The organism is Oxalicibacterium faecigallinarum, from assembly GCF_014635705.1.
Lineage (GTDB): Bacteria > Pseudomonadota > Gammaproteobacteria > Burkholderiales > Burkholderiaceae_D > Oxalicibacterium > Oxalicibacterium faecigallinarum.
Map to the genome: position 1 here is coordinate 234,334 of NZ_BMDI01000002.1, position 12,616 is coordinate 246,949.

At 55.9% G+C, this 12,616-nt stretch carries 11 protein-coding genes and 1 tRNA gene; 4 read left to right on the plus strand and 8 right to left on the minus strand.

Features of this window, described 5'->3' with window-relative positions:
- Positions 1-24 precede the first annotated feature (24 nt).
- Positions 25-615, minus strand: coding sequence for an aminoacyl-tRNA hydrolase (pth, locus tag IEV29_RS11150; protein WP_188381376.1), 591 nt, complete (start codon positions 613-615; stop codon positions 25-27).
- A gap of 73 nt (positions 616-688) precedes the next feature.
- Complete coding sequence (locus IEV29_RS11155; RefSeq protein ID WP_188381377.1) at positions 689-1,603, minus strand: LysR family transcriptional regulator; 915 nt, start codon at positions 1,601-1,603, stop codon at positions 689-691.
- 135 nt (positions 1,604-1,738) lie between these two features.
- On the opposite strand from IEV29_RS11155, the gene IEV29_RS11160 reads away from it, so the two are divergent.
- Positions 1,739-2,785, plus strand: a complete 1,047-nt coding sequence (locus tag IEV29_RS11160; RefSeq protein WP_188381378.1) for an NAD(P)-dependent alcohol dehydrogenase — start codon at positions 1,739-1,741, stop codon at positions 2,783-2,785.
- 117 nt (positions 2,786-2,902) lie between these two features.
- Here IEV29_RS11160 and IEV29_RS11165 read toward each other — a convergent pair whose 3' ends face one another.
- From IEV29_RS11165 to IEV29_RS11190, 6 genes are all read right to left on the minus strand, one after another.
- The gene (locus IEV29_RS11165) at positions 2,903-3,517 is read right to left on the minus strand and encodes a 50S ribosomal protein L25/general stress protein Ctc (RefSeq protein ID WP_188381379.1); all 615 of its coding nucleotides are present in this window, start codon (positions 3,515-3,517) and stop codon (positions 2,903-2,905) included.
- A gap of 158 nt (positions 3,518-3,675) precedes the next feature.
- Positions 3,676-4,626 (minus strand): ribose-phosphate pyrophosphokinase, encoded by a 951-nt coding sequence (locus IEV29_RS11170; RefSeq protein ID WP_188381380.1) that lies wholly within the window; start codon positions 4,624-4,626, stop codon positions 3,676-3,678.
- Between the two features lie 123 nt (positions 4,627-4,749).
- Positions 4,750-4,826, minus strand: a tRNA-Gln gene (locus IEV29_RS11175).
- A gap of 66 nt (positions 4,827-4,892) precedes the next feature.
- Positions 4,893-5,762 carry a 4-(cytidine 5'-diphospho)-2-C-methyl-D-erythritol kinase gene (gene ispE / locus IEV29_RS11180; protein WP_188381381.1) on the minus strand — a complete coding sequence of 290 codons (870 nt, stop codon included), beginning with the start codon at positions 5,760-5,762 and terminating at the stop codon, positions 4,893-4,895.
- Between the two features lie 8 nt (positions 5,763-5,770).
- The gene (gene lolB / locus IEV29_RS11185) at positions 5,771-6,430 is read right to left on the minus strand and encodes a lipoprotein insertase outer membrane protein LolB (RefSeq protein WP_188381382.1); all 660 of its coding nucleotides are present in this window, start codon (positions 6,428-6,430) and stop codon (positions 5,771-5,773) included.
- 113 nt (positions 6,431-6,543) lie between these two features.
- A complete protein-coding gene (locus tag IEV29_RS11190) occupies positions 6,544-8,331 on the minus strand; it encodes a tetratricopeptide repeat protein (RefSeq protein WP_188381383.1) in 1,788 nt (595 codons plus the stop codon).
- A 186-nt stretch (positions 8,332-8,517) separates the two neighbouring features.
- Between IEV29_RS11190 and mutM the strand changes: the two genes are divergently transcribed.
- The 3 genes from mutM (at position 8,518) to mutY (ending at position 12,613) form a co-directional block, all read left to right on the plus strand.
- Positions 8,518-9,339, plus strand: a complete 822-nt coding sequence (mutM, locus tag IEV29_RS11195; protein ID WP_188381384.1) for a bifunctional DNA-formamidopyrimidine glycosylase/DNA-(apurinic or apyrimidinic site) lyase — start codon at positions 8,518-8,520, stop codon at positions 9,337-9,339.
- A gap of 151 nt (positions 9,340-9,490) precedes the next feature.
- Positions 9,491-11,431, plus strand: coding sequence for a dynamin family protein (locus IEV29_RS11200; RefSeq protein WP_188381385.1), 1,941 nt, complete (start codon positions 9,491-9,493; stop codon positions 11,429-11,431).
- Positions 11,432-12,613: an A/G-specific adenine glycosylase gene (mutY, locus tag IEV29_RS11205; RefSeq protein WP_188381386.1), complete on the plus strand. Its 1,182-nt coding sequence runs from the start codon at positions 11,432-11,434 to the stop codon at positions 12,611-12,613.
- Positions 12,614-12,616 lie beyond the last annotated feature (3 nt).

Consider the following 12,616-nt stretch of genomic DNA (forward strand, 5'->3'; position numbering starts at 1 on the left):
TCGCTTATTTGCTGTCGGTGCTGCTTATTTGGCAACCGTATGCAATTGCGTGGCGGCGATGTTGAACTTGCCTTCGCACAGCAGCGGAATGATGGTGAGGCTCTTGGCAATCGCTTCATCGATCAGCGGTTGTTCTTCCTTGCGCGGACGATGCAGGACGAAATCGACGACAGGTTGATTGAGATTCAGCGTGCGTGGATGGCCGATGCCGATGCGCAGGCGCCAGTAATCTTGCGTGCCAAGCGCAGCGGTGATGTCTTTCAGGCCGTTGTGACCACCGGATGAGCCGCCTTTCTTCAGCTTGGCGACACCCGGTGGCAAGTCCAGCTCATCATGCACGACCAGTACTTCTTCCGGTGCGATTTTGAAGAAGCGTGCCAAGGCACCGACTGACTGGCCGGAGCGGTTCATGAAGGTTTGTGGCTCCAGCAACCAGACTTCCTGACCGGCGATGTTGGCTTTGGCAGCGAGTGCGTTGTACTTGGTTTCGCGCACAAGGCTGCAGCGCGGCAGGCTGTTGGCGAGGTTGTCGACCAGCCAGAATCCGGCGTTGTGGCGGGTTTGTTCGTATTCGAGTCCGGGATTGCCGAGACCGACGATGAGGCGGATGGACATGGTGCAGGCAGAAGCAAAAGGTTGGATTATCGCGGATCGTGGCGCGCTTGGCGATGTTGAATGCTGTGCAAAGTCATGAATGCACGCCGTTACCGTTACCTTTCCAGCGGATGGCGTCGATGAAGGCGCTCAGTGCCGGTGTGCGGCGTCGGTCGGGAAAGTACAGATGATAGCCGTGGAAGGTTGGCGACCAGTTTTCGAGCAAACGCACCAGACGACCATCGGCAATGTGTTGTTCGACTTCATGCTCGAAGCAATAGCCAATGCCTGCACCATCCAGCACGCTTGCCAGCGCCAGCGCCCAATTGTTGATGATCAATGGGCCGTCCACGCGGACTTCGATCATGCGTCCGCCTCTACTGAATTCCCACGCGTACATACCGCCTGCGGTTTGCAGGCGATAGTTCATGCAGCGATGGCTCTTTAAATCCTGCGGCGTGACAATCGGCGCAAGATTCTTTGCCAGATATTCAGGTGTGGCGACGATGGCGGTGCGGACATCCGGACCGATACGGACAGAAATCATGTCTTGCGCGATCAGTTCACCCAATCGCACGCCCGCATCAAAGCGATCAGCGACGATGTCGGTCAGTCCATCATCCGTATTGATCTCGACCGTGATGTTGGGATACATCGCCATGAAGCGCGCGAGCATGGGCTGGATCAACCAGCGTGCGGCAACCTGATCGGCGGTGATGCGGACGGTGCCGCTGGGTGTATCGCCCAGATCGCTGATATTGGCCAGCTCGGTCGCAATACTGTCGAGTGCCGGACGTAGCGTTTGCAGCAGGCGCTCGCCGGCCTCCGTGGTGGAGACGCTGCGCGTGGTGCGTGTGAGCAGGGGCAGGCCGATGCGCTGCTCAAGCGCCTTGATCGCGTGGCTGAGCGCGGATTGCGACATGCCGAGTTTGGCAGCAGCGCGGGTAAAGTTGCCTTCTTCCGCGACGGTCGCAAAGGCGGCCAGATCGTTGAGTTCATCCCGCTTCATTGATGCGCCATTTTCATAAGAATAATCGGAATTGCTAGTCTAATCAGATTAAAGCGGGTCTGCTATTGTTCCTGCAATTCATCGTCTGTCGTGCCGAAAGTGCGCGTTTCGTTATTTATCTGGAAAGGGTTCTTCATGGCTCACGCTCATGGTTATGCGGTAAAGGATGCGCAATCTCCTCTGGTGCCGTTTCAGTTTGAACGACGCGAGCCGGGGCCGCACGATGTCTGTATCGATATTCTTTACTGCGGCATTTGTCATTCCGACCTGCATCAGGCGCGTGATGACTGGTCCAACTCGCTGTATCCGATGGTACCGGGGCACGAGATCGTTGGCCGTGTGACGGCGGTTGGCGCGCATGTCAAAAAGTACAAGGTTGGCGATCTGGCTGGCGTGGGCTGCATGGTCGGTTCATGCCGCCACTGCTCTGCCTGCGCGGCTGATCTGGAACAGTATTGTGAAGAGGGCGCAACCTGGACCTATAACGGGACCGAGCGTAATAGCGATCAACTGACGTTCGGCGGTTATTCCGACCACATCGTGGTGGAAGAGCACTTTGTCGTGAAAGTGCCGGAGAATCTTGATCTGAAGGCCGTGGCGCCGTTGTTATGTGCAGGCATCACGACCTATTCGCCACTACGCTACGTCAAGGCAGGACCGGGACAAAAGATCGGTGTGATCGGTCTGGGTGGCTTGGGTCACATGGGCGTCAAATTCGCCAAGGCAATGGGCGCGCATGTAGTGATGATCACGACCTCGCCGGACAAAGGCAAGGATGCCAAGCGGTTGGGCGCGGACGAAATTTTGGTATCGCGTGATCCGACGGATATGCATAAGCATGCGAACAGCTTCGATTTTTTGCTCAACACGATTCCGGTCGGGCATGACGTCAATCCGTATCTGGGTTTGCTCAAGCTTGACGGCAAGATGGGGATGGTTGGTGTGTTGACGCCAATTGATCCAGTCATTGGCGGCAATCTGATCTTTGGCCGCAAATCATTGTTCGGTTCTGGCATCGGTGGCATGGCAGAGACGCAGGAAATGCTGGATTTTTGCGGTCAGCACAATATCGTGGCCGATGTAGAGATGGTCTCGATCAAGGACGTCAATCAGGCCTGGCATCGGATGGAAAAGAACGATGTACGTTATCGCTTCGTAATCGACATGGCGACGCTGGGATAAATCACCTGCGCGTTTCTGGCAAAAGAGACAGTTTTCTGCGCGCTGCCTTTTACTGGAAGCGTACAGACGTAAAAAAGCCCGTCACCAGGACGGGCTTTTTTGTGACACGAGAAAGAATTACTTCTTCTCTGCATCGCCTTCCGCTGCTGCGTCTTCTGCAGAAACGGTACCGGCTGGAACGGCAGCCGTTGCGATCGTTGGGTTTTCTTCACCACCGTGTTGAACAGCCGACACGCCTTTTGGCAGTTTGATGTCTGCGAGGTGGATCGAATTGCCGGCTTCCAGATTTGCCAGATCGATTTCGATGAACTCTGGCAGATCGGCTGGCAGGCAGCTGATATCCAGTTCGGTTGCCACGTGGCTGATCACGGCGCTCGACAGTTTGACTGCAGGCGAGATCTCAGCGTTGATGAAGTGCAGAGGCACTTTGGTGTGGATCTTTTGTTTCGCATCGACGCGCTGGAAATCAGCGTGCAGAACTTGCTGCTTGTATGCGTGCATCTGGAAATCGCGCAGCAGAACTTTCTCGACTTTACCTTCGACTTCGAGGTCGAGGATGGACGAGTGGAACGCTTCCTTCTTCAGTGCGTAGAAGAGGGCGTTAGCGTCGAGCGAGATGTTGACTGGCGCAGCTTCGCCGCCGTAAACGATACCTGGGGTCAGGCCTGCATTGCGCTGGCGGCGGCTCGCTCCGGTCCCCAGCTCTTTGCGTGCAAATGCAACTACTTTCATGATAAAGCTCCAATTAAGCAGGATGATTTTCATCCTGCGGTTAATCCCCCGCGACCAGGGGATTGAAAAGAATGCGGCCAAAGCCGCATCCGATGGTCAGGCGATGTTGCTGCCTGCTGCCCGCTTGTCATCGAAATGACCCGCGGGACGGTTGTTTCTTAATCTGCAAACAGCGACATGACGGAGTCGCCTTTGGTAATGCGCTTGAAGGTTTCTGCCAGCAGCGGTGCGCAGGTCAGAACACGAATCTTCGAACAGGCACGTGCCGCTTCGGAGAGCGGGATCGTGTCGGTCACCACCAGCTCGTCCAGTGGCGAGGTTGTAATGCGTTCGATCGCCGGGCCCGACAACACCGGGTGCGTACAGTAAGCGGTCACTTTCTTCGCGCCACGTTCCTTCAATACTTCGGCTGCCTTGGTCAGGGTGCCTGCGGTGTCGACCATGTCATCCATGATCACGCAGTTACGGCCTTCGACTTCACCGATGATGTTCATGACTTCCGAGACGTTGGCCTTCGGACGACGTTTATCGATGATGGCCAGATCGCAGTTCAGGCGCTTTGCCAGTGCACGGGCGCGAACCACGCCGCCAACGTCTGGCGACACCACCAGCAAATCTTCCTGGTTTTTTGCGACCAGATCGCTCAGCAGAATCGGCGATGCATAAATGTTATCGACCGGAATATCGAAGAAGCCCTGGATCTGGTCAGCGTGCAGATCCATGATCAGGACACGTTCAACGCCCGCTTCCTGCAGCATGTTGGCCACAACTTTTGCCGAAATCGCCACACGTGCCGAACGTGGACGGCGATCCTGACGTGCATAACCGTAGTAGGGAATCGCTGCGGTGATACGGCCTGCCGAGGCGCGCTTGAGAGCGTCGACCATCAGCATGATTTCCATCAGATTGTCATTGGTTGGTGCGCAGGTCGATTGCAGGACGAAGACATCCTTGCCGCGCACGTTCTCGTTGATCTCGACAACGATTTCACCGTCGGAGAATTTCGAGACGACTGCCTTGCCGAGTGGAATCTTGAGTTCTTGTGCAACCCCCAAAGCCAGATCCGGATTAGCGTTGCCGGTAAAAACCATCAGGTTTTCGAGTGCCATGGAAATTCCCGCGTATCGTTACAGTCGTTAAAAAGTTGGAAAGCCGCCAAAACCTGACTTTTGCAAGTCTTGTATTGGCGGCTTCTGCGTATCGCTTCTTTGCGCTTTTGCGCTTTTATTTAATGGCAGGGGAACAAGGATTCGAACCTTGGAATGCCGGAATCAAAATCCGGTGCCTTGACCAACTTGGCGATTCCCCTACGCAACCTTTGTGTTTGCCGAACATCTTCGCGATTGTCGCGTCGGATACTCGTCAAACGAAACTGTTACGACTGCAATAACTGTGCGAGCGGGTGATGATCCAACGCTCTGGCTTTCCACGCTTTCCATTGTGCAGGCACTTGATCGAGTGCTGCATCCGCTTGCCGTTCGTCAGTAAAACCACAGAACACACAAGCGCCGGAACCGGTCATGCGTGCTTCCCCAAATTGTTGCAGCCACTTGACGGCATCTGCAATGGGAGGAAACAGCTTTTCAGCCACGACTTGCAGGTCGTTTTTTCCGAAGCTTGTTGCAGCCCCGAGAAAGTCCGCTATTTTGACGACTTTCGTATCCCTTGTCAAACCTGTTTCTGCAAAAATCTGTTGTGTCGGTACCGATACGCCCGGCTCGATCACGACAAACCAGCGCGAAGGCGTGTCCACCGCTTGCATGGCCTCGCCGATTCCTTCAACAAAGGCATTTCTGCCAAAGATGAAAAACGGTACGTCGGCACCCAGCTTGACGCCGATTTGCATCAGTTCTTCGCGTGAAAAGCCGGCTTGCCATAGATGATTGAGCGCAAGCAGTGTCGTGGCTGCATCTGAGGAGCCGCCGCCGAGCCCGCCGCCCATCGGCAGTTTTTTTTCAACCGCGATATCGACGCCAACGGGTGTCTTGGCGCCACGCGCGATGATTGCGGTTTGCAGCAGACGCGCCGCGCGGATGACCAGATCGGATTCGGCTGGTACGCCGGCCAGTTCGGTGCTGCGGCAGATGGCCTCGTCATCTCGCAAGGAAAAGTGCAGGACATCACCGCGATCGATCAATTGAAACACGCTTTGCAGCAGATGGTAGCCATCGGCACGGCGGCCGACGACATGCAAAAACAGATTGAGCTTGGCCGGTGCGGCGCAGTTGTTCAGAACGCGAGTCATGGCTGGATTCAGCGTGGTTGCCAGTTGTCGATGACGATGCGGATTTCCACCTTGCCTGCCTGGTTGGTTTGATGGCTCAGGTCCAGACGTTTGGCATAACGATTGCCTGCTGCATCCGTTTGCCAGTTGGCGTAAGCGAGTTGCCAGCCATCGCGTGTCGTGATGCGATCACCGTTATTGCCTGCGACGAAGGCCTGACTGTCCTTGTCTGTTGCAAAACCTTGCAGCCACTGACGTAAGCCGGCAATCGGCAGTGGCCAGCCCAGCGTTTGCGCAACCAGTGCATCGACATCGTCTGCCGTGCGGGGGGCCTTGCCTGATTCGGTCAAGCTTGCACCGCTGGGCGTGATGGCAATGGTCGCAATAATCTGGCCTAGTGGTGACAGCAGCGCGATGTCGCTGCGTTTGTCATCCTGCTTCCAGGTAAAGCTGCCGTGCAGGAATTCATCCTTGCCATTTTGCTGATATTGCACCGACAGCCGACCAGCAAGGTCGATACGCTCGTGATAGGTGCGTTTGACGCTTTCCGATGCCGTGCTGCTGCCGGTATCGGGCGCGATGCTGGCGCAACCGCCCAGTAACAGAGCGCTGCTGATCAATGCAGTACCAATGGTTCGCGAGGACAAAGAGCGACGCAAGCCGGAAAGTGCGAATGGAAAAGCGTGCATGTAATTAAACGGAGTCTATGGAGTAAGTACTCGGAGGAAGGCCGGGACTTTTGCTTAAAACGGAATACCCGACCGCTGGAAAGATGTTGCGCCGATCGGCCGGCGCAACATGCTTACAGACTGATGCGCAAACGCGTCAGCGTGCTGCGCAGTGTTTCATTATCTGGGTCTTTTTGCTGTGCGGCGCGCCACAGATTGTGCGCATCGTCCTTTTGACCCTTGACCCACAGTACTTCACCAAGATGTACGCCGATTTCGGCATCTGGACGAATGGCATAGGCGCGACGCAGATAATCCTCGGCTTCAGCCAGACGACCCAGGCGGAAATACACCCAGCCGACGCTATCCATGATGAACGGGTCTTCGGGTGCCAGTTCGGATGCTTTCTGCAGCAGTTTCAGCGCTTCCTGCAGGCGCACGTTGCGGTCAGCCAGTGAATAGCCGAGCGCATTGTAGGCGTGCTGATTATCCGGCGCGAGCTGGATGATCTTGCGCAGCGCTGTTTCCATCTTGTCGAAGCGCTGTGCTTTTTCTGCCAGCATGGCGTAGTCGTACAGCAGGCCGGTATCGTCCGGGAATGTCTTCAGGCCGTTTTCCATGATGGCCATGGCTTCCGGCATGCGATTGGCGTCGCGCATCAGTTGTGCATCGGCGATCAGAATCTGGATCTGTTCCGCCTGGCCTTCCGGTTTCAAATGGCTGAGCACATTGTGTGCACCGTCGATGTCGCCTGATTGCGCCATGATCTGGGCACTTTTGACTTGCGCTTCCAGATAGGCCGGACCCGGCTCAACCTGTGCCAGCCATTTCAGGGCCGCAGGATAGTCTTTGCGATCTGCGGCGATCTGCGCAAGGATCATCAGGGCTTGTACCGGATCGCGCGTCTCATCCGGATTGGCTTCCAGTTCCTTCAGGTAGGCCGTCAGGTATTTTTCCGCCATTGGGCGATCGTTCATCTGTGCCCCGAGAATGCCCATGGCATACAGGATGGTCAGGTCGCGTGGCTGATCCTTCAGCAGAATCTCGAACTGTTCACGTGCCTTTTCCTGCTGTTTATCGTCGATCAGTACCTTGGCGTAGGCGATGCGGATTTCGCGGGCCTTTGGATACTTCTTCAGATGATCATCGAGGAAGCTGAGTGTCTGGCTGCGGTTTTGCATGGTTTGCGCCGCCATCAGGACAGCGATTTCCAGATCGGGTTTGATCTTCAGGGCGGTCAGTGCTTCCTGCTGCGCCCGCGCCGTATCGTTATTGGCGAAGGCTGCCTGTGCCATTGCAATATGGCTTTCGACCAGATTGCCATATGGCGTGACCAGTTCTTCCATCAGGTTGAACGCGCCTTGCTTGTCCTTGACGCCGGCCAGCAGTCGCTGGATTTGCAGAATCAGCAGACCGCGCGCTTGCGGACGGACTTCCTGCAGGCGCTCGACGAAAATCGGTTTGGCTTCGGCCAGATTTTCACCGAGAACCACCAGACCGAGATAGAACTGGCTGGCTTCGTCCGAATCCGGGTCGAGCTGTCGCCACAGGCGCACAGCGGACAGGGCTTCGCCGGTTTGTTTGACGCTCAGGGCGATTTCTGCTGCGCGACGTGCCAGACGCGGGTCACGGGTTTCCTGCGCCGAGATCAGCATGGTGACAAACGCCAGTTGCCAGTCGCCGCGTTGATAAGCCATTTCGGCGCGCAGCAGCTTGAACATCAGCTCTTCCGTCAGGTTATTGGCGGGAAGCGATGGATTGGCTGGAGTTTGTTTTTCAGCTGTCGCGCTGGCAGGTGTCGTGGTGACCTGTGCAGAGCGCGCGAGCGGAGAATGGATTGTCGATGCAGGTTGTGCCTGAGCAGTTGTGGCAAGCGCAGGCAAAAGAGCGGACAGCGTTACAATGGCAAGAGCATTTTTCAAAATGAAGTCCAGACGAATCGAGCAGAGCTTTATTCTACGCCGAACCAGCGCGCAATGCGCTGGCGTGGCAGGTGAGGAAAAGCACTGGAAAACCAGCGCAGATTTTGGTTTGGTAATGCTGACGCGGGCTGTTTTTCTGACCACGTCTGGTTTCAGTTTTCTTTTTCCGCTTTCTTTCTATTCCGCATGCCTGAATTACCCGAAGTAGAAGTCACGCGCCGTGGTGTCGCTCCTCACCTCGAAGGACGCACCGTGACGGCAGTCACCTTGCGTCACACCGGTTTGCGCTGGCCGTTTCCAGCCGATCTTGGTACGACGCTGGTCGGGCATACGATTCGCAGTACCGGGCGGCGCGGCAAATATCTTCTGGTGCATTTTGATCATGGTACCTTGCTGATTCATCTTGGCATGTCCGGTCACTTGCGTGTGTTGCCACCCGATACGCCACCCAAGAAGCATGACCACTTCGACATGCAAGTGGGCGATCAGGTTCTGCGTATGAGCGATCCGCGTCGTTTTGGTGCGGTTTTGTGGCATGCCTCGAACGAAGGTGTGATCGACAATCATCTTTTGTTGCGGACCTTGGGCGTGGAGCCGCTGGAAGCGCAGTTTGACGGGCAATGGCTCTACAAACATACGCGCGGACGCACGGCGTCGATCAAGCAAGTGTTGCTGGCGGGCGACATCGTGGTTGGCGTTGGCAATATCTATGCGTCGGAAAGCCTGTTCCGTGCCCGGATCAACCCGCGCATTGCCGCGCACCGCATCGGGCTGGAACGATATGTGCGTCTGGCGCAGACGATTCGCGAGGTGTTGGCCGAGGCGATTGAGCAGGGCGGCAGTACGCTGAAGGATTTTCTGGCTGTAAATGGTCAGTCTGGCTATTTTCAGCAAAGTTATTTTGTTTATGCCCGCACGGGCGAACCATGCCGAATTTGCAAGACGCCCATCCGGCAGATCGTGCAGGGCCAGCGTTCGACCTTCTATTGTCCAAATTGTCAAAAGTGACCGCCAATGCTAGTGTCCGCCTGGTGCCGGATGTTTGCTTGCCGGCACAACGGCGACAAATGATGGTGGACATGATCGATGTTGCGACGACATGCCAACACTGTGCAGTTGGGAGCATCGCGCAAAGCGCAGACCGTAAAACGGGGTGGATGTGAATAATCTTGTAGAAAAATTCAACGAGTACGGACACTGGCGCGATAACGTGCGGCTGGCGCTGGAGCGTTATCGCGATGGCGTGCAGGAATTTGATCTGTCGGATGCCGCCACCGAGCAGCGCATGCAGCAGGCCATTGCCCGTCTGGCAGACGATAAATTATCGATTGCGTTCGTCGCGGAATTTTCACGCGGCAAGTCGGAACTGATCAACTCCATTTTCTTTGCCGGTTACGGCCAACGCATCGTGCCGACCTCTGCCGGTCGTACCACCATGTGTCCGACCGAATTGCTGTATGACGAAACGTTTCCGCCTTCGATTCGTCTCTTGCCGATTGAAACCCGCGCCGAGGCGCAATCGACCAGCGATTTCAAGGGGCAGAATCATCAATGGACCGTGTTACCGCTGGACACGACGTCGGCTGACGGGATGCTCGAAGCATTCAAGCAGGTTGGCATGACCAAGCGCGTGCCGGTCGAGGAGGCTGTGCGCTATGGCCTTTACGATGCACAAGACGATGATGCCGGCATGACGGTGGATATCGACGGCACGGTCGAGATTTCGCAATGGCGGCATGCGATCGTCAATTTCCCGCATCCATTGCTCAAGCAAGGTTTGGTCATTGTCGATACGCCGGGCCTGAATGCGATTGGTACGGAGCCGGAGCTGACGCTCAATCTGATTCCCAATGCGCATGCGGTGCTGTTCATTCTGGCCGCGGATGCTGGCGTGACCAAGAGCGATATCGATATCTGGCGTAACCACATCGGCAATTCCGGTTCTGGCCGGATGGTCGTGCTCAACAAGATCGACAGCATGTGGGATGAGTTGAGTACGAGCGAACAGATCGATAGCCAGATCGCGGCGCAGGTGAGTTCGGTCGCGCAAACCTTGTCGTTGTCGGAGCAGCAGATTTTTCCGGTTTCGGCGCAAAAGGGGTTGGTTGGCAAGATCAATCACGATCAGAATTTGCTGACGCGTAGCCGTTTGCCGGTTCTGGAAACGGCCTTGTCTACAGAATTGCTTCCGGCACGTCAGGAGATTATTCGCAGTCAGTTGCAGAGCGAAATCAATGCGATGACGAGTTCGCGACTGGCGCTGCTGTCGTCTCGTTCGCGCAATGTGGTCGAACAGTTGATGGAGTTGAAGAGCTTGCGCGGCAAGAATCGCACGATTCTCGAACACATGATGACGCGCATTGATCTGGAAAAACGTGAGTTCGACGGCAGCTTGTTCAAGTTGCAGGCGACGCGTTCGGTCTTTGCTCGGTTATCGGCAGAAGTCTTCAGCCATCTTGGCATGGCCGTGCTCAAGCAGAACGTCATCCTGACGCGTGAAGCGATGGAAAAGAGTCGTTTCTCGGCGGGTTTGCGTCAGGCCGTGCGCGACTTCTTTGAAAAGACGCTGCACAGTATTCAAAAATCCTCGCAGAAAACGGATGAGATCGGCGAAATGATGTCGGTGATGTACCGCAAGTTCTCGACCGAACATGCGCTGGCCTTGTCGGCACCGATGCCTTTCTCTCTTGAGAAGTATGTCAAAGAGATCGAGATGATCGAGCAGATTTATCAGAAGCAGTTCAACGCTACGGCCATCATGACGACGCCGCAAGTCGTGCTGATGCAGAAGTTCTTTGATTCGATTGCGTCGCGTGTGCGGCAATGCATGCTGCAGGCCAATCGTGATGTGGAAACCTGGCTGAAGGTCGTGATGGCACCGCTGGAGGCGCAGATCGGCGAACACAAGAATCAGCTCAAGCGTCGCCGTAAGTCGCTGGAAAAAATTCACGAAGCGACCGACAGCCTTGAAGAAAAAGTGCAGGTATTCGAGCAGATGCAACTGGAGCTGGATACACAGCGTGCCGCGCTGATGCGTCTGGAAAATGAATTGCATGCTGCCATTCTGGCGCCGCTTGCCGGTTACAAGGCTGCCGCATAGATGAAGCGTGTTGTTGTAGCTGAAGCTGGAAAAGCCGCGGTAAAGAAAAGCAAAGCCTTATTGTCAGAGAAAGACAATGTCGGCGCAATTGCACCCGATCCTGATTTCTCGCGTGCGGTGATTGCATGGCAAAAGCAGCATGGCCGCCATGCCTTGCCGTGGCAAAACACGCGCGATGCCTATCGCGTCTGGCTGTCGGAAATCATGCTGCAGCAGACGCAGGTCGCCGCGGTCATTCCCTACTACCTGCGTTTTCTGGAATCGTTTCCCACGGTTGCCGATCTGGCGGCCGCTCCATCCGAACAGGTTATGGCGCACTGGAGCGGTCTCGGCTATTACTCACGCGCACGCAATCTGCATCGTTGTGCGCAGATCGTGATGGCAGAGCACGGCGGACAATTTTCTGCTGATCCGGCCGTGCTGGAGACCTTGCCTGGGATCGGCCGCTCGACCGCAGCAGCAATCTCCGCATTTTCCTACGGTACGCGTGCAGCCATTTTGGACGGCAACGTGAAACGCGTGTTTGCTCGTGTGTTTGGTATCGATCGTTTTCCGGGTGAGAAAGCAGTCGAAAACGAGATGTGGCAGCGCGCTGTTGCCTTGCTGCCTGATCAGGATGTCGAGGCCTATACGCAAGGGTTGATGGATCTGGGTGCGACCTTGTGCACGCGCAATCGTCCGGATTGTCCACGCTGTCCGCTCGCCAATCGTTGCGTGGCTTATCAAACCGGCCGCACGGCCCAGCTGCCAGTCCGCAAACCGAAAAAGGCCGTGCCGGAACGCTATGCGAGCATGCTGGTGATGGTGCATGATGGACAGATTTTGCTGGAGCAGCGACCGGATCAGGGTATCTGGGGCGGTTTGCTGTCCTTGCCGGAATTTGCGACGACGTCGCTGCCTGCGTCGGAGCAGACGCAGGATCTGCAAGCACGCATGACGGCATTTGCAAAGCGCTTTGGCGTACCGTCATCGATGGCACGTCTGCAGGATTTTTCGCACGGCTTCACGCATTTCAAACTGCATGTGGTGCCGTATCGTGTGGATTTGCAAAAGCGCACGCACAGCGTGGCGCAGGATAATGCGCTTTGGTATCCGGTTGCCAGGCTTGCTGACGCGCCTTTGCCCGCCCCTGTCAAGAAGTTGCTTGTCGCCTTGTTTGCGACATCCGATTTGTTTTCCTGATCA